Below are 18,049 nucleotides of genomic sequence, written 5' to 3'. Positions count from 1 at the left end.
GTTAATGGTGCCGAAGGTGGGAGTCGAACCCACACAAGCTTACGCTTAATGGTTTTTGAGACCATCGTGTATGCCATTCCACCACTTCGGCGTAATCATTATAGTAATCATCTCTGCGTAGCCCTACCTCAGTTTGCGAGTCGAAGGGCGAAGCAGGATGGTGGGGAGAATAACCTCTCCCCATAACCTTATATCTCAATCCTTCGACAGGCTCAGGATTGACCCTGAGCTTTTGTCGAAAGGTCAAATTTGCTAGCGCTATTATATAGTTATTGGTCATTATAGGCAAGAATTTTCTAAAATCTCTACCGAACCAAAACTACGTCAATACCTGGTGCTGGCTTATCAAGTACAGGAGACGCTTGCTGAGGGAAAGGCAAAAGACTTAAGCCAAGTAGCGGGCTGGCTTGGCATGACTTATACGCGACTAAAACAGATAATAAATCTGCTTCTTCTCTGCCCTAAAATACAGGAAGAGATACTGTTAATCAATACAGATAAAATCCTTCGAATAACCGAGCGCAAAATCCGCAATATCACCAAGGAAATCGACTGGCAAAAACAGATCGAGGTCTGGAATAAACTCTTGCAGTAGCCCCTTCTCGCTTTCCGAATCTTACCATTTTCGTTTCGGATTCAGATACGCAAATTGTATAATATACCGCCATGTTTAAAACCTATCGCCATATTATGCACAAATATCCGAAAATCTCTCTTTATCAAGAAAGGCATCTTATTAAACAAGCACAAGGACGCTCTAAGGCTAAGAAAGAAGAGCTTGTCATGCGCCATATCTGGTTTGTGATCTTCCGGATCAACAAGATAACCTTCCCGGCCTATCGTGCCCGTTTCGGGGAAGACATCCTTTCTCAAGCCATATTTATCTTATACGCTAAGATCAAAACTTATAACTTAAGGTATAAAGATAAATTCGGTAAACCAAAACCCGTCCGATTTAGCTCATATATCTGGAAAAGGATAGATGGATTTATTATCGATTATCTAAAAAATGAAAACAACGAGGTTTGATAAAAAATAAATTTTTGTATTTATGTGTTGTATTTTTATTACTACATGATATACTTAATATATACAAATAGGGGGTAACTAAAATGGATGAACGGAAAACATTCGGCTCATATTTTAAGGAAAGAAGAATAAAGCTGGGTTTAACACTACGCAAATTCTGCGAAGACCATGGCATTGATCCTGGAAATTTAAGTAAGGTCGAGAGAGGTGTACTACCGCCGCCCAAAGATGAGATACTGAAAAAATACGCTCATTATCTCAAATTAAAAGAGGCGTCGGATGAGTGGTATGAATTTTTTGATCGCGCAGCGGCGGAATCTGGCCGGTTACCGAAGGAGCTTAGAGAAAAAGAGATCGTGGCGAGGATGCCTTTCTTATTCCGCACCATTAGAGGGAAAAAGATAACAAAAGAGAAGCTTGATAAGCTGATAAAATTAATTAAGGAATCATAAGAGTGGATGACGTTTTTGTTCCTTATAAAAATCACGATCATATAGAGAAAGTAGCGGCAGATTTCCTGCATAAATACCATCCAAAAGATGCCTACCCTACGCCTATCGAAGAGATAGTGGAATTTAAACTCGGTATTGATATCATCCCTATTCCCGGGCTCCATGAAATCATAGAAATCGACGGCTTTATATCATCGGATCTATCAAACATTTCCGTGGATGAATATGTTTATAAACACAGGCAAGGCCGCTACCGCTTTACCCTCGCCCATGAGGTAGGCCATGCCATTATGCATGAAGGTGTTTATAGGCATCGCGGGTTCAATACGACCGGAGATTGGAAAGATTTCATGGAGACCTTTCCGGAAAATGAATGGTCTTGGCTTGAGTGGCAAGCAAATCAATTCGCAGGTTTAATACTCGTATCAAGCCATCACCTAGAGAAGAGGATAAAACATCATTCAAAACAGATTAAAGCCCTGGGTATTAAAAATGAGGCCGTCGCTATGGATAGAATCGTTGAGTTATTGGCCCGAGATTTTGTGGTATCACGAGAAGTTATACTAAGAAGGATTGATAAAGAAAAGAAAAAGATCTGATCTTAAGAATAAGTGGTTTAGTCATTATTTTGGCTCTGATAATATCTCGAAATATGCTCGTATCTGACGAGAAAAGCACTAAACCACCCAAAAAGTAAACCAGAGATAAAGAGAGGTAACGAGAGGAGTTTTTGGCTGGATATTGACCTGTCCCGCACGCTAACTCAATTGTAGGGGGCATTTAAATATCCCCTACAATTAACGGGACATTTTGAATTATCTCAACGACAAATCAAAAGAAAGTAGCCGACGTTTAAACGTCGGCTACTTTCTTATATTCTCTACCTCTCTGGTTCGAGGTTAAATGAGTGGTGGAGCTGACGAGAATCGAACTCGTGACCTCACAATGCCATTGTGATATGATCCCTCTTCACCACAGCCCCATCATAACTTACTACAAAAAAACTTATTTTGTTTCACTGAAGACACCCATAGACCTGAACTTTTCATAACGCATTTCCACGAGTTTCGCCTTGGGTATCTTCTTCAGATCATCGATGTCTTTTTTTATGGCGGATCTTATATTTTGCGCGACTTCCTGGGGATTCCTGTGCGCTCCGCCCAGTGGTTCTTTTATCATGCCGTCTATTATATGCATCTCGAGCAAATCTTTAGCTGTAAGCTTCAGGCTCTTTGCGGCATCCGGCGAGCGCGTACGCTCTTTCCACAATATGGCTGCGCATCCCTCGGGCGATATGACCGAATAATAGGCATTTTCCAATACATAGATCCTGTCACCCACTCCTATGCCTAACGCTCCGCCCGAACCGCCTTCCCCTATAACAAACACTAATATGGGGGTTTGCAGACTTGCCATCTCACGCAAATTATACGCTATAGCCTCCGCCTGGCCCCTTTCCTCAGCGCCTATGCCCGGATACGCGCCGGGGGTATCTATAAAAGCTACTACCGGCAATGAAAATTTCTCGGCCATATTCATGAGCCTCATGGCCTTCCTGTAACCTTCAGGATGGGCGCTGCCAAAATTTCTTACAAGATTTTCCTTTGTATCTCTGCCCTTCTGGTGCCCCATGACCATTATTTTATTGCCATTCAATGTGGCCAGTCCGCCGATAAGGGCTTTGTCATCGGCGAAATGCCTATCGCCATGTATCTCCATAAAATCGGTCATGAGCATCTCTATATAATCGAGCGTATACGGCCTCTTTGGATGACGCGCAAGCTGGACCCTCTGCCACGGAGTAAGGTTTTCATAGACGTCCTTCTTTATCTGGACGAGCTTCGACTCGAGCTTCTTAAGTTCTCCGGACATATCAAGATCTTCGCGGGTCGTAAAGCCTTTGAGCTCTTCGATCTTTCTCTCTAATTCTATTATGGGTTTTTCGAAGTCAAGCCCCGGCATATGAGTGGCCAAGGAAACCTCCTTAATCGACTATAACAACTTCTGTACCTTCAGGAACTATCTGATACAACTCCTCTACCTCGGAATTTATCATCCTTACGCAGCCTGAAGTTACCTGCTTACCTATTGATTGGGGTTCTGTGGTCCCGTGAATACCGTAACTTTGCGCGGAAATCCCCAGCCATCTTGAACCAAGTATATTTTTAGGGCTATCCGCAGGTATTACGGAGCCTGCCGTATACCATGGAGGGTCCACTATCTTGTTGATTATCTTGAAATTCCCTACCGGCGTGGAATTATTAAGCCCGGTCGAAACCCGGTATGTCTTCACTATCCTGTCCCCGGATTTTAATGTAAGTATATTCTGTGATTTATCCACCACTATGCTGAATTTTTCATTATGTACCTTTATCTTCCTGCCTAAAGGCACGACCTTGGGGTTTTTCAGGTTATTTGCCTTCAGTATCATATCCTGTGTATTTGAAAATTTCTTCGCTATCTTTGCCAGCGTATCGCCTTTTTGAATTTCATAGGATAGAGAATCCGGCGTAGCTATTGGAGAAAATAGAATGCGGACGTTTGTGCCCTCTAATCCTTCCTGCGCTTTCTGGATATTATCCGAGCCGGGAAATTCTTCGATAATCTTCTGGTATGTATCACGCACATTTAAAAGATCTCCCGACTGCTCATATCTTGAGGCAAGCTCAAAAAGCTCCGCTTCCTCTTTAGACGCCTTCTCCATTCTCGCGGGCACGCCCGCGGCCGAGTTCGCTGAAGGCTTAACAGAAGCGGTCAGTATTTTACACGCAATAAAAATACCTATAACAGCCACCACTGAACAAGTTATTATTAATAATACTTTCTTTTGCATTTACTACCCCTTACCTATACAACATAAGTGAAACGATTATGCCCAGCGCTATACCGGCAAAAACCTCAACAGGCGTATGGCCCAAAAACTCCTTCAACTCATGGTTATCCAGTTTCTTCTTCCAATATATATCATCCAGCATCTTATTAAGTATCTCCGCCTGCTTGCCGTTTGAATACCGGACTCCCTGCGCGTCAAACAGCACTATCAGCGTAAAAACAAGAGTCACCGCGAATAAGGCCGAATCAAACCCGTATGATACCCCTATAGAGGTCGCAAGCGCCGATACACCGGCCGCATGCGAGCTTGGCATACCGCCCGTGCCGACAAACCACCTGAAGTTGAAGCGCTTCTCCCTGAATACGCCAAGCACCACCTTAATGGACTGCGCTATCAGCCACGCAGCCACAGTAGTGCCGAATATATAATTTTTACTGAATTCTACCAGGTCGTTATACATAATGGGGTATCATTATATTATATTGAGGCATTATATTCAACACTAATAGGCCGCTACCCTCTGATCAGGGCCATCGCCTCCGCCCTGGTCTTCTCGTTCCTTCTGAATGTTCCTCTTACGGCGCTGGTTATTGTCATAACTCCGGGCTTTTTTACGCCGCGCATAGACATACACATATGCTCCGCCTCTATTATGACCATAACACCTTTGGGCTTAAGCTTCTTCATTATGATATCGGCGATATCTGTTGTTATTCTCTCCTGCACCTGAAGCCTTTTCGCGTATATATCGACTACTCTTGCCAGCTTGCTTAAGCCGGTCACTCTATTGTTGCTCGGTATATAGGCTACATGCGCTTTTCCTATGAAAGGGGCAAGGTGATGTTCGCATATTGAATAAAATGGTATATTTTTCAGCAGTATTATCTCATCATGGTCTTTCTCGAATATTACTTCCAGCTCTTTTTCCGGATCGAGCTCATAGCCTTCCAGTATCTCCTCATACATTTCGGCAACTCTTCTTGGAGTATCCTTTATATCGCGCCGTGCCGGATTTTCTCCGACGGCGACCAAGATATCCCTTACAGCCTTCTCTATCTTTTTTTTATCCATCGCCTATCCCTTCTTGTTCATTCTGCTTCGCGCTTTAATAAGCTAACCATATTAGCGAATCACTTCCCTATACAGAAATTTTCAAATATCCTGTCCAATATATCATCCGAAACCGATTTACCTGCTATCAAGCCGATATTAAATATAGCTTCTTTAAGATCGACGGCTATCAGCTCTGGATGGGAGCCTTCTTTAATGAGCCTGTCAGCCGATGTCATATTTTCGAGCGCCTTATCCAGAAGCTCTTTATGTCTGGCATTCGTGACAAGCGAGCTCTCTCCTTGAGTAAATTTACCGCTATATATGGAATCGAGAATAGCGCCTTCTAAAAGTTCTATATTTTTATTCTTCTCCACCGACATTTCTATTATAACATCATTTTTAAATAAGCCGGCTATACTTTTCTTATTTATTTTTTTACCTATATCGGTCTTATTTATTATAACTATCTTCTTCCTGCTTTCGGTAAGCCTTATGATAGATATATCCTCTTCGCTGATCTGCGATGAAGCATCAAGCATAAGTAATACTATATCGGAACGCTCTATATAAGATCTGCTTTTACCGGCGCTGGCCTCATACAGCGCGTCTTTTACCGCCCCGATACCCGCGGTATCAGCGAGACGGATAGGAACGCCTTTTATATTTATCATCTCCTCTACCGCGTCTCTGGTCGTCCCTGGTATGGGCGCGACTAAACATCTATCTCTTTTTAGCAAAAGATTCATAAGGCTCGATTTGCCCACATTGGGTTTGCCGCAGATGACGGCAAGAACACCTTCGCGCAGAACAACTCCTTCGCCAAAACTTTCTACCAGGCCTTTAACCCTACCCGTCAACTCCTTTACCTTGCCGGCAAGGCCCTCTTCTTTTATTATATCCAATTGTTCATCCGGAAAATCTATCGCCGCTTCTATATGTGACGCTATATCGACCAGACCGTCGAGAATGATGGACAGGTCTTTCGACAATTTCCCGTCCAATTGACCCAATGCGGCCTTTAACGAACCTTCCGTCTTTGCTCTTATCACGTCCAAAACCGCTTCCGCCTGAATAAGGTCTATCCTCCCGTTTAAAAAAGCTCTCTTCGTGAATTCTCCCGGCTCGGCCAGCCTCGCGCCGAGTTTTACCGCGAGATCGAGCACATTCTTCACCGCCTGAATCCCGCCATGGCAATTTATCTCTATTACGTCTTCCTTAGTATAGCTCTTTGGGGCTCTCATAACGGTGAGCAAGACTTCGTCGACGATTTCGTCATTTGCCGTACACCGCGGCGGTGTCATATGATTTTCTACAACTACACCGCGGCGGTGTATAATATGTCCATAATGAATCGTGTAAAACTCGCCCTCTGACGGTTTTTTACCATTTTTCGGAACAAATATCTTGTCCGCTATTTCGAGCGCTTTGCCGCCGCTTATGCGGACTATGCCTATCCCTCCCTCACCTATGGGTGTAGCCGGCGCGACGATAGTATCGTCTATTGTATTTTTGTGCATTCAACAGTTCTTTCTTCCGCTAAATAAGACTTGGCCTCTCCGACAACAAATAGCGATCCCGTGACAAGAATAAGGTCTCTCTTATCCGCGCTCGACAGTGCCTTATCAAGCGCTTCTTTAACGCTCGAGGCCGTCGTAATATTTTCCATATCACTATCTATTTTTCTGGCGGCCTCTATTATCTTTTCCGGCTCCATCGCCCTTGCGACTATGCTGGATTTTGTAAATATTGCTGAATCGCTTATAGGCATCAATTCGCCCAGGATACCCATTAAGTCCTTATCCTTCGATACCCCTAAAACAAGGATAAGCTTCCTGTATTTAAATACTTTTTTTACGGCATCCGCCAAACAACCGGCACTTGCCTTGTTCTGCGCGCCATCCAGCACAATATACGGGTTCTTGCCTAATACTTCCAGCCGCCCATCCCACTTCGCGGCTTCAACGCCCCCTTTGACAGCATCTTCGGAAATATTAACTCCGCGCGCCTTCAATGACTCTATAACGCCTATCGCTGTGGCGGCATTGATAATCTGGTGCGCACCTAAAAGGCGCGACTTAAGGTTGTGATATTCATATGATGCGCCATATATATCAAAAACCTCTCCGGTATCGTTATAGCTTATTTCTTTAAAAATAATATCCCTGCCTACTAAAATTAGACGAGACCCTCTTTCATCGCACGTCTTCTCTATTATTTTAAGTGCCCGGGCATCCTGAGGCGCTGATACGCATATCGAACCGGATTTTATTATTCCGCATTTTTCCGACGCTATCTCTTCCAGTGTATTACCCAGCTTATCCATATGCTCATAGCTTAGGGGTGTTATAACACATACGAGAGGCTCTATTAAATTCGTCGCGTCGAGCCTTCCGCCTAAGCCGACCTCATAAACAGCAAAATCGCATTTTTTATCCTTGAAATAAAGATAGGCGAGGGCTGTATATACTTCGAAAAATGAAGGGCGATCATCCTTCATATAGTTTTCCACGATATTACGGATCTTGTCTAAGATAGACGAGAGATCTTCTTCGCTTATGAGTTCGCCGTTTATCCTGATTCTCTCGCGAAAATCCACCAGGTGCGGCGAAGTATATAGGCCCACTTTAAAACCGGCGTTACTTAAAATAGAATATATAAAAGCGGCGGTGGACCCTTTACCCTTTGTCCCTGCCACGTGGATAGACCTGGTATGATTTTGCGGATCACCGAGAAGGGCCGCGAAACGTTTCATCTTTTCGAGTTTCAACGAAGATCTATAATCATAACTATCTATCTTCTCGTAATTAACGAAACTCTCGAGATATAACAATGCTTCTTGATATATCATCTTAGTGTTTAAAATGGCGCATTCCGGTAAAGACCATTGCTATGCCCAATTTATCCGCCATCGCGACGACTTCATTGTCGCGTATCGACCCACCGGGCTGTATTATCGCTTTGACGCCCGCCTTATGGGCCTGCTCTATGCCGTCTTCTTTCGGGAAAAACGCGTCGCTTGCGAGCACAGAGCCTTTTGAGCGCTCACCCGCTTTTTCAGCGGCTATAGTAACCGATACCACTCTCGACATCTGCCCCGCACCCACTCCGACAGTCTTCGTTCCCTGGCACAATACGATGGCATTAGATTTAACATGCTTCGCGACCACCCAACCGAACATAAGGCTCTTCAACTGTTCAACGGTGGGCTTAACTTTTGTGACAACTTTTAAATCAGACTCTTTCACATGGGCAACATCCCTATCCTGAACGAGAAGGCCGCCGACAACTTTCTTCATGTCTTTATCGAACTTTGTGACTTTCGCGCCGAAATTCTTCACTTCGATCAGCCTTAAATTCTTCTTCACCTTAAGCGCTTCGAGCGCCTTTGCTTCATAGGATGGCGCTATTATACATTCGACGAAATCCGCTTCTTTAAGTATCGTTTGGGCAAGCTCTGTGTCAACCGGCCTATTGAATCCTACAATACTTCCGAAAGCGCTTAATCGGTCGCTGTCAAGAGCGTCTATATACGCTTTCGCGAGTGTCTTTGCCGTCGCGGTGCCGCACGGATTTGTGTGTTTTATTATCGTCGCGGCCGGATCTTCGAATTCCTTGACTATCTCCAATGCCGCATTCAGGTCTATGATATTATTAAACGATAGTTCTTTGCCATGCAGCTGTACCGCATTCGATATACTGGGTTCATCCACAGACTCACCTTGATAAAACGCCGCCTTTTGATGAGGATTTTCCCCATACCGCAGATCCTGTATTTTTTTAAATTTTAAATTTAAGTCTTGCGGGAACCCCTCTCCCTGTTCCTGGTTACCAGTTCCCGGCTCATTAAGATATTTATAAATAGCTGCGTCATATGTTGACGTCCTGGCAAATACCTTCTTTCCTAATTCTATGAGAAGCGGCTCTGAAATACTGCCTGAATTCTTCTCCATCTCCGCGATAACGCGCCCATAGTCGTTCGGGTCGCATACTACGCAAACTGACTTGTGATTTTTCGCGGCGCTCCTTAACATCGACGGCCCGCCGATATCTATATTCTCTATCGCCTCTTCCAGCTTAACTCCGGGCTTGGCCACGGTCTTCTCAAAAGGGTACAAATTTACCACTACCATATCTATGAGGCCTATCTCGTACTTCTTTACTGTCTGCATATGCTCTTCGTTTTCACGCAGAGCAAGCAGGGCCCCGTGCACTTTTGGATGCAGCGTCTTGACTCTGCCGTCCAGCATTTCAGGAAAACCGGTATGTTCGGAAACATCTTTCGCCGGTATTCCAAGATCCCGTATCATCTTTGCCGTGCCGCCGGTAGACAAAATCTCGACATTGTACTTTTTCAAAATCTTTACAAGTTCCCCTAATCCAGCTTTGTCAGAAACGCTTATCAGTGCCCTTTTTATTTTAACCATTTTACTTTTTAGCCTTTCCCTGATTTGCCACGGCATCCATGGCTTTTTTTACTTCTTCCGGATCGCCTAAATAATAATTTTTCAACGGTTTAAGATTATCATCGAGCTCATACACAAGCGGTAAGCCCGTCGGTATGTTTAATCCGACGATGTTTTTATCCGATATGTTATCGAGATATTTTACCAGCGCTCTTAGACTGTTTCCATGCGCGGCTATTATCACGCGCTTGCCGGATTTGACCGCAGGCGCTATCGTCTCGTGCCAGTAAGGAAGAAATCTCGCGACCGTATCTTTAAGACATTCTGTGGCGGGTATATCTTTTTTGGCAAGGTCTTTGTATCTTGGATCATTACCGGGATATCTGGGATCAGTCTTTTCAAGGGGTGATGGCGGGACATCATAGCTGCGTCTCCATATAAGGACCTGCTTCTCGCCGTACTTCGCCGCTGTCTCCGACTTATTCAACCCCTGCAGCGCGCCATAATGGCGTTCATTAAGCCGCCATGAGTTATACACAGGTATCCACATCAGGTCCATCTGGTCGAGCGCAATCCACAGCGTCCTTATCGCTCTCTTTAATACAGATGTATAAGCTACATCGAATTCGAATCCTTCTTTCTTAAGCGTCTGTCCGGCCTTCTTTGCTTCAACCAAACCTTTTTCCGACAGATCGACATCCGTCCATCCCGTAAACCGGTTCTCCTTGTTCCAGGTGCTCTCCCCGTGCCGCAACAACACAAGTTTCTTCATTATCCGCTCCTATTTTAAGAGAGGCTATTGTAGCATAAATACTGATAAAAACAAAGAGGCGCTTCTTACGAAGCGCCTCTTGGAAACGAACTATTCTATTATGCTTACTTCTTCACCTTATTCAGCAAATCACCCATCGCCTTAGCGGCTATGTCTTTACAGCCTAGGCCAAACGAAAGGGCCAGGGCCAAACCGATCGACGCTAAAATAATATTGACCGCAAAAGCTATGAATGCAGTCGCTATTCCGAGCTGCTCGATAGCAATAATTACCGCGAATATTATAAGTATGGCCTGAGTAATCTTAGCCAATAACTTCGCATTGCCCACTCCAGCATTGCTGGCAGCGGTGCGTACTATTCCTCCGACAAAGCTCGCCAGAAACGACCCGAGCACAAGAGCGAATATAGCTACGATTATATTAGGTATATACGCAACAAGTCTTGCCAGTAAATCGCTTGCAACCGTAAGGTTCAAAGCGTTGAGAGATGCCGCTAAAACGGCTAACATCACTATCCAATATACTATAACTCCTAGAAGCTCTGAGAGCGTCCACTTTATTTCGCCCTGCGCGAGCATATTAGCGACGCCTGCCTTATCACTTATTACATCGAGACGGGCTGCCTTCAATGCCCTTACCACTATAGCCTCAACAAACTTCGCTATTATCCAACCAACTACCAATATTACGATAGCGCCCAGCATGGTAGGGATATAACTCCATACCTTGATCAACATCGCCTTCACAGGATCGGCAACTATTAAAGCCAATCTGTCCATCGTGACACCTCCCTTTCTTTACCTTTAATCAAATAATGGATATAACAAGATACTTTTATACAGTATAGAGTTTACCATATAAATCCATTTTGACAAGGTCTAGAAGTGAAAAATTATCCGCACTTAGAATAGCCGCATGATTTGCATACCATACAGCCTTCCATGTGCCATAAAGCTCCTCCGCAGTCAGGACATACGCCTACAATATTCCCTGCTTTCTTAATTGTGCCTATCTTGGAAATACCGTTAGAATTGTCTGATTGCGTAGGGATATCGGTATCTATCTGCGCTGCCGGTTCACTCTTTAAGCCTTGAGACGCCCTTCTTTGTTTCGCGTCCTGCACTCTCTGCTCTATCGCACGCGCTATGGCATCACTGCATGAGAATATCCTGCCGCCCTTCTCCCAGCTTGGTGAAGGACAGCGTATTCCGCGCAACTGTTCGACTATAGAGCTTATTTCTATGCCGCTGCGCAGGGCTAATGAAAGGAGTCTTCCTATTGCCTCAAGCTGGCTCATTGCGCACCCGCCGGCCTTACCCATATGCATGAATGCTTCAAAGGGCTGGCCCTGTTCGTCTTCGTTTATTGTTATATACAGGTTACCGCAGCCTGTCGCTATCTTGGAGGTCGTTCCCACTATCACAGGCGGACGCGGTCTTGGGCTTATCTTTACCTTTGTTACCGGCTCGAGCGCCTTCTTCTGCTGGGACTCTTCAGGATTGGATGGCTTATTTAATACCTGCTCTTCGCGCGACTTGTCCCTATATATGGTAACACCTTTGCAACCGCTCTTGTAGGCCATCATATATATGGTCTTCACGTCTTCGGTTGTCGCTTCTGACGGAAGATTTACAGTCTTCGAAACAGCGTTATTGGTATATTTCTGGAACGCCGACTGCATCCTTATGTGCCATATCGGCTCTATGTCGTGAGCCGTCACAAAAAGATTCTGAACATCCTCGGGAATCTCAGAAATACCCTTTATCGTACCTTTTTGGGAGATAAGAGTCATCAGTTCCGGAGTATAGAAGCCTTTCTCTTCGGCCACTTGTTGAAAATATGGGTGCGCCTCGACCAATTTGGTATTGTCCATTATATTCCTGACATAGGTAATAGCAAATACCGGCTCTATACCGCTGGATGAATTCGCTATTATAGAAAGTGTTCCTGTAGGCGCTATCGTTGTAAGGGTAGCGTTTCTTAACGGTTTAGCTCCGGGCGTATCGAACAAGCTTCCTTTGAAGTTATGAAACGCCCCTCTTTCGCGTGCCAATTTTTCAGAGGCCTTGCGCGAGGAGTCGAGCATAAACTTCATAATCTTTTCGGCCAACGCAATGGCATCATCGGAATCGTAGCGTATTCCCAGCATAAAAAGCATATCGGCAAACCCCATTACGCCAAGGCCTATCTTCCTGTTCGACTTCGTCATGTCATCTATCTTCTTTATCGGATATGCATTCATATCGATGACGTTATCCAGGAAGTGAACGGCCTTTTCGATCCTATCGGCCATCTTATTCCAGTCTATCTTTCTGTCTTCGGTAACCATCTTCGCGAGATTTATCGAGCCGAGATTACAGCTCTCATACGGCAGAAGCGGCTGTTCTCCGCATGGATTAGTGGATTCTATCTTGCCTACCTTAGGAGTCGGATTATCCCTGTTGATCCTGTCTATAAATATTATTCCCGGCTCGCCGTTTCTCCAGGCCATCTGTATTATTGTATCAAAAACTTTTTTCGCGTTGAGCTTCTGCACTACGCTTTTGGTCTTGGGATCCACCAGGTCGTAGTCCTCTCCCGTTATGGCCTTCTTCATGAAGTCTTCCGTTATCGCGACAGATATATTGAAGTTCGTTATCTCTTTGTCGTTCTCTTTGCAGGCTATGAACTCCAAGATATCCGGGTGGTCTACTCTTAATATCCCCATATTAGCGCCGCGGCGCGTTCCGCCCTGCTTTACCGCCTGCGTTGCGGCGTTAAAAACCTTCATAAATGAAACGGGCCCGCTCGATATGCCTCCTGTAGAACGGACCGGGGAATTTTTTGCTCTTAACCTTGAGAAGCTGAATCCTGTGCCGCCGCCTGATTTATGTATGAGTGCTGTGTCCTTAATAGTTTCGAATATAGATTCCATCGAGTCATCTATAGGAAGGACGAAACATGCCGATAACTGCTGAAGATCCCTGCCGGCATTCATAAGCGTCGGCGAGTTTGGCAAAAACTCCAGCCTTGCCATCATTTCAAAAAAATCTTCTTCTATTTTCGCGACTTCGCCCCTTCTGCCGTACTTAAGGTCCGCCTGCGCTATATTTTTTGCGACACGGCGGAATAGATCTTCCGGCGTTTCGAGACAATTACCGGAGGCATCTTTTTTAATATACCTTTTCTCGAGAACTTTCATCGCATTGGGCGAAAGCTCCCTGTTTACATCCAGCTTCTTATCCATTACTACTGCCCTCCCATTAGTTAATTTACTTCTGGGCTACATTTTTTTCGCACTAGGAAAGTATATCACACGAAAAGGGAAAGTCAAGAAAAAATACCATATATTGTGTTTTTTGGAAACGTGAACACTATTAGTTGGGATGGGTGATATTACACTCCGTCGGTGTAATTTTACTTTTTTTCTTCTTTTTCTTTGGAGGAGAGCTCGTCTCTTATTTCGCTCAAGCCGGCTATTACCGCTATCGCGCCGGCTATGATAAACATCGCGGGTATGGCTCCTTTTAAAACGGTAAGAAAATCAGGCCACCAAAACAATAAGCCTCTTACCCCTAAAAGCACTATGATAACACCTATAATAACACCTAAATATTTACCCATATGTAAAATCTACCATAAATCTTTTTTTAGCGCAAGAAAAATTTAATCTAACCTGATGTTGTGCCGTGCCTGATCTTTTCAGTTACGTGAAAATGCATATACTTGCCTAACATGAGCCGTGTCTGCGCGTCAATAGCGGGCGTCGATCCAACGCAGGCCGCGAGAAGCGGCGCCAGTATCCACTGTGTAAACATGATAAGCCTTTTTTGGGGCTTCACGTCTTTGGGCCTGGGCGGTAAAAGCCTTATACTCATAAGCATGCATATGAACATGGTAACTATCGTTACCCTGAACAACGCCGCCGCTATGCTGGGAAGATTGTACCCCATCATAGTCTGCCTGAAGATCACTCCGCCGAAGATGAGAGGCAGCGGGGCGATAAATGTGACTATAATTGCCCATACGGCCCATGTATAATGGCTTTCAAATAGATGAAAGCCGCGCCTGATCTTCTTTGTTAGCGGTATATTCTTATTCTTCAAAAAACCCATCATAACGTATGGAAAATTTTCCACGCCCCATGCCCACCTTCGCTTCTGCTTATATTGTTTTACTATGGTGGGGATTATAGTCTTATCGGTCGCTATATCGAGCGATACCGTTACATACATCGGCATAACGGAATAATCGCCGTCAAAATATAAAAAACACTTCCAATAGATAACAGAATCATCGGATATCATATCTACAGGCCAGTAATCCACGTCTACCAGCGTCTTAAAACTCATGCTGTGACTGGAAAAAGTAACGAACTTATCGAGCCGCATCGTCTCTATCATCTGCATAAAGCTTGATCCCAACTCTATAACACGGGCGATAGAACGCGCATGCCATATATTGTTATTATAGACAGGGATCGGCTGATAGCTCGATTTGGTCCTCTTGGGATTTGTTATATAGTGGTAGGCAAGGCACCCGAAATATTCTTTTTCCGCGCAGGTATCGGCGTCAAAACAGGATATTATAACATGCTGATAATCTATTTTCCTGGCATCAAGAAACTCCTTTAAAACTTTGGCGCCCCATGTCGCGTTGGCACCTTTTGTCTTTGCCTCTCCTTTAATGCCGTCGGGATGCCTCGTTATAATAAATTCATAAAAATTCTTTCTGAACCGCTCCTGTAATTCCTTCGCATTCTCCCACACAGCTTCTCCGCCACGCTGCTCTATTGTCAATTCCACTATCATCTTCTTTTTATCATAATTGGAATGTATCAGAGCCTGTATAGACGAAGCCAATACCTCCGGCCCTTCTTTATATACGGGAAATACGACGGCCTGGTATATATTTGAGAGCTCGAGGCCGTCTATCGCCTTCAACTCTTCGCATCTTTTTATCCAATTTATCTTCTTCTCCACCTCAAGCCTTCTATACGCGAATACCAGAAGCGTTGTAAAGTACCCTACGCGAATGACCCAGTAGAGGTCGAATACTATAATAAATATCGCGACCCACAACGGTTTGATTACAGAGACTATAATAAGGCCCAATATGGTAGTCCAAGTCGCGAGCCCGGGCACCATCTCAAAAAATCTTCTCAACTGTCTATTTTTTTTGTTCATATATTATATCGAGCTCTTTCTTAACACGCTGAAGCAGTTTATCGAAGAACTTCTCTCTCAAATCGAGCCTCAAAACGCAGTCTCTCTCATTGCGCATATCGCTAAAATACAACGAATCATTGGATTCATCGTAATAAAGCCCCTGCGGCACCTTGCCGCATTTATGCAGAGTCACCATATTCTTCTCCCTGCCCTTACCCAATTCAAGCACATTTATATCCTTGTCCTCAACGAAAACAATGTGATTGGATCCGGAATGCCAGAATGCTTCTTTTATTATACCGGAGTCCCTTAAGACTTCTTCAACCTCGGCATATTCCGCCTCTTTACCCGTGTAACGGCCATCCAGATATATGACCCATATGCCTTTTTTATTAAAATATAGCATCTTCTTACCGTCTGGCGAGAACCTTTTATTTATCGTGTAGTCCGGCCAATCAGAGTAATCCGACAACTTCTTTAAATTAGTTCCGTCAATATTCGACCTGTATAGCCCGGATTTCGTCATATGATAGATCTGATTTTTTGAATCGGGAATGGCAAAATCAATCGTGTCCACGACACATAGCTTTGCGATATCCCGAAGCGTTGGGAAAAGAATGATATTGTCGGCCCTGGTAACCATATTAGGTATAACCGAGAGGTTTTTCTGCCACGGATAGAACCCTTCTCTTTTTACTTCTACCAGATAATCACCGGGCTTCAGCTCCTCTATGCGCACCGGTGTTATATCTTTATATAGCCTGCCGTTAATATATATGGTGGCGCCCGCGGGAGTGCTCGTCAAAGAGAGTATTCCGGTCTTGTAGATCTTGAATTTATAAAAATCTATGTGGTAGCCTAGCGAGTAAGATAGGACTATCGGAAGCAGGATAAAATACAGCGCTAACGAAAAATAGAAAGCAACATACCTTATTATGGAATCACTTTTATTCATACTGCACTATCAACTTTCATATCTACACGTGGTCCAGTATTTCGCCTGAACTAGTAGCCGGCCCATGCAGTTATTATAGCATGACTTTCTGTATGGACTGTCAAAACTTTGAGATCCTTAATTGTCCGCAGCCTGCGTCGATATCCTCACCCTTGGACTTACGATGCATCGCGTCTACATTATGCGTTTTAAGAACGCGCATGAAATTTTTTACATCCTCTGAAGATGGAGGCTCATAGTCTTTTGCGCGTATCTGGTTATATGCTATTGTGTTGACCTTGGCCATCATGCCTTTCAGCAATTTAGCGAGCTTTAGAGCGTCGTCTTTGGAGCAATTAACACCTTTTATCATCACGTATTCAAAAGTGATTAACCTATTGGTATTTTTGGTATAATTTTTACAAGCCGCTATAAGCTCTTTCAGCGGATATACCTTATTTACCGGCAAAAGTTTCGATCGCATCTTATCGTCCGCGCTGTGCAGCGACACAGAAAGCTCTATCTGTAATTTTTCATTACTCAGTTTTTCTATGCCGGGTATTACGCCGCAGGTTGATATCGTAATTTTACGCGCTCCTATTTTGAACGCGTCTTCATCGTTAAGTATCCGTATAGCTCTCATTACATTGTCATAATTATCAAGAGGCTCTCCTATCCCCATAAACACAATGTTTGTGATGGATGCGTCCTTATTGAGGTTTTTAATAGATATGACTTCATCGAGTATTTCCGAAGATTTTAGATTTCTCACAAACCCGAAAGGCGCGCTCGCGCAAAAGCTGCAGGCGAATTTACATCCCACCTGCGACGACAGACAAAGCGTTACCCTCTTAGGCTCGGGTAAAAAGACCGATTCAATGGTATTGCCGTCTTCCAGCTTAAATAAATACTTGGTCGTCCCGTCGACCAGCGAGTGCTTTGAGTCTGCCAACGCTAATTTAGTCATATGAAAATGGCCTTTAAGCTTTTCACGCAGGGCCTTGCCAAGATCGGTCATCCCATCGAATGACGTAGCGCCGTCCTTATAGAGCCATCTGAATATCTGCGCGGCCCTATACGGCTTCTCGCCAAGCTTAACAAGCTCGGCTTTCAGCTCATCCTCCGACAAATTCTTAATATCCATCCTGTCCATAAGGCAATATTATACCATATTTGCACCTTCATATTATCGCAGATTTTTCCACTCACGTACTCTTATGATATAAAACTTCCCTGTCTTGCTATGTAATAATAGCGGGTCCTGCCGCTTTGATATCCATAATGGGACAGGGAAGTTTTATCTGCCCTGGGGTCGGTGAATTTTTTCCACTTACGTTGAAGGGGTCCCCCGAGGGATGGGGTATTGAGCGGGACGTACGAATTGCGAGCGGGCATGGTTCCCGCCAAATACCTTTAAAAACAAGGC

The 18,049-nt window shown here is 44.3% G+C and carries 18 protein-coding genes and 2 tRNA genes; 3 read left to right on the top strand and 17 right to left on the bottom strand.

The window, feature by feature from the left end:
• Positions 1–5: 5 nt before the first annotated feature.
• Positions 6–91, bottom strand: a tRNA-Leu gene (locus tag Q8R38_01525).
• 321 nt (positions 92–412) lie between these two features.
• Between Q8R38_01525 and Q8R38_01520 the strand changes: the two genes are divergently transcribed.
• On the top strand, positions 413–595 hold the full coding sequence (locus Q8R38_01520; GenBank protein ID MDP3790705.1) for a hypothetical protein: 183 nt from the start codon (positions 413–415) through the stop codon (positions 593–595).
• A gap of 41 nt (positions 596–636) precedes the next feature.
• Here Q8R38_01520 and Q8R38_01515 read toward each other — a convergent pair whose 3' ends face one another.
• Positions 637–873 carry a hypothetical protein gene (locus Q8R38_01515; protein ID MDP3790704.1) on the bottom strand — a complete coding sequence of 79 codons (237 nt, stop codon included), beginning with the start codon at positions 871–873 and terminating at the stop codon, positions 637–639.
• Between the two features lie 239 nt (positions 874–1,112).
• Between Q8R38_01515 and Q8R38_01510 the strand changes: the two genes are divergently transcribed.
• Both Q8R38_01510 and Q8R38_01505 read left to right on the top strand, forming a co-directional pair.
• Positions 1,113–1,481: a helix-turn-helix domain-containing protein gene (locus Q8R38_01510; GenBank protein ID MDP3790703.1), complete on the top strand. Its 369-nt coding sequence runs from the start codon at positions 1,113–1,115 to the stop codon at positions 1,479–1,481.
• Positions 1,482–1,483: 2 nt separating this feature from the next.
• Positions 1,484–2,080, top strand: coding sequence for an ImmA/IrrE family metallo-endopeptidase (locus tag Q8R38_01505; protein MDP3790702.1), 597 nt, complete (start codon positions 1,484–1,486; stop codon positions 2,078–2,080).
• A 309-nt stretch (positions 2,081–2,389) separates the two neighbouring features.
• On the opposite strand, the gene Q8R38_01500 is transcribed toward Q8R38_01505, so the two are convergent.
• From Q8R38_01500 to rlmN, 15 genes are all read right to left on the bottom strand, one after another.
• A tRNA-Ala gene (locus Q8R38_01500) sits at positions 2,390–2,463 on the bottom strand.
• 23 nt (positions 2,464–2,486) lie between these two features.
• Positions 2,487–3,443 carry an acetyl-CoA carboxylase carboxyltransferase subunit alpha gene (locus tag Q8R38_01495; GenBank protein ID MDP3790701.1) on the bottom strand — a complete coding sequence of 319 codons (957 nt, stop codon included), beginning with the start codon at positions 3,441–3,443 and terminating at the stop codon, positions 2,487–2,489.
• A 22-nt stretch (positions 3,444–3,465) separates the two neighbouring features.
• Complete coding sequence (locus Q8R38_01490; GenBank protein MDP3790700.1) at positions 3,466–4,314, bottom strand: L,D-transpeptidase family protein; 849 nt, start codon at positions 4,312–4,314, stop codon at positions 3,466–3,468.
• Positions 4,315–4,324: 10 nt separating this feature from the next.
• Positions 4,325–4,774, bottom strand: a complete 450-nt coding sequence (locus Q8R38_01485) for a divergent PAP2 family protein (protein MDP3790699.1) — start codon at positions 4,772–4,774, stop codon at positions 4,325–4,327.
• 53 nt (positions 4,775–4,827) lie between these two features.
• Positions 4,828–5,385, bottom strand: coding sequence for a GTP cyclohydrolase I FolE (folE, locus tag Q8R38_01480; GenBank protein MDP3790698.1), 558 nt, complete (start codon positions 5,383–5,385; stop codon positions 4,828–4,830).
• 59 nt (positions 5,386–5,444) lie between these two features.
• A complete protein-coding gene (mnmE, locus tag Q8R38_01475; protein MDP3790697.1) occupies positions 5,445–6,884 on the bottom strand; it encodes a tRNA uridine-5-carboxymethylaminomethyl(34) synthesis GTPase MnmE in 1,440 nt (479 codons plus the stop codon).
• Positions 6,866–8,215, bottom strand: coding sequence for a folylpolyglutamate synthase/dihydrofolate synthase family protein (locus tag Q8R38_01470; protein MDP3790696.1), 1,350 nt, complete (start codon positions 8,213–8,215; stop codon positions 6,866–6,868). Before Q8R38_01470 ends, mnmE begins: the two co-directional genes overlap by 19 nt.
• 1 nt (position 8,216) lies before the next feature.
• Positions 8,217–9,791: a bifunctional phosphoribosylaminoimidazolecarboxamide formyltransferase/IMP cyclohydrolase gene (purH, locus tag Q8R38_01465; GenBank protein ID MDP3790695.1), complete on the bottom strand. Its 1,575-nt coding sequence runs from the start codon at positions 9,789–9,791 to the stop codon at positions 8,217–8,219.
• A gap of 1 nt (position 9,792) precedes the next feature.
• Positions 9,793–10,542 (bottom strand): 2,3-diphosphoglycerate-dependent phosphoglycerate mutase, encoded by a 750-nt coding sequence (gpmA, locus tag Q8R38_01460; GenBank protein ID MDP3790694.1) that lies wholly within the window; start codon positions 10,540–10,542, stop codon positions 9,793–9,795.
• 104 nt (positions 10,543–10,646) lie between these two features.
• Complete coding sequence (locus Q8R38_01455) at positions 10,647–11,321, bottom strand: hypothetical protein (protein MDP3790693.1); 675 nt, start codon at positions 11,319–11,321, stop codon at positions 10,647–10,649.
• Between the two features lie 113 nt (positions 11,322–11,434).
• The gene (locus Q8R38_01450; GenBank protein ID MDP3790692.1) at positions 11,435–13,768 is read right to left on the bottom strand and encodes a vitamin B12-dependent ribonucleotide reductase; all 2,334 of its coding nucleotides are present in this window, start codon (positions 13,766–13,768) and stop codon (positions 11,435–11,437) included.
• Between the two features lie 170 nt (positions 13,769–13,938).
• Positions 13,939–14,145, bottom strand: coding sequence for a hypothetical protein (locus tag Q8R38_01445; protein ID MDP3790691.1), 207 nt, complete (start codon positions 14,143–14,145; stop codon positions 13,939–13,941).
• Positions 14,146–14,192: 47 nt separating this feature from the next.
• On the bottom strand, positions 14,193–15,707 hold the full coding sequence (locus Q8R38_01440) for a glycosyltransferase family 2 protein (protein ID MDP3790690.1): 1,515 nt from the start codon (positions 15,705–15,707) through the stop codon (positions 14,193–14,195).
• Positions 15,691–16,644 (bottom strand): PEGA domain-containing protein, encoded by a 954-nt coding sequence (locus Q8R38_01435; protein ID MDP3790689.1) that lies wholly within the window; start codon positions 16,642–16,644, stop codon positions 15,691–15,693. Before Q8R38_01435 ends, Q8R38_01440 begins: the two co-directional genes overlap by 17 nt.
• A gap of 100 nt (positions 16,645–16,744) precedes the next feature.
• Positions 16,745–17,776 (bottom strand): 23S rRNA (adenine(2503)-C(2))-methyltransferase RlmN, encoded by a 1,032-nt coding sequence (gene rlmN / locus Q8R38_01430; GenBank protein ID MDP3790688.1) that lies wholly within the window; start codon positions 17,774–17,776, stop codon positions 16,745–16,747.
• Positions 17,777–18,049 lie beyond the last annotated feature (273 nt).

This window comes from Candidatus Omnitrophota bacterium (assembly GCA_030695905.1).
Lineage (GTDB): Bacteria > Omnitrophota > Gorgyraeia > 2-01-FULL-45-10 > 2-01-FULL-45-10 > CAZHPY01.
This window is presented reverse-complemented; position numbering and strand designations above follow the sequence as displayed.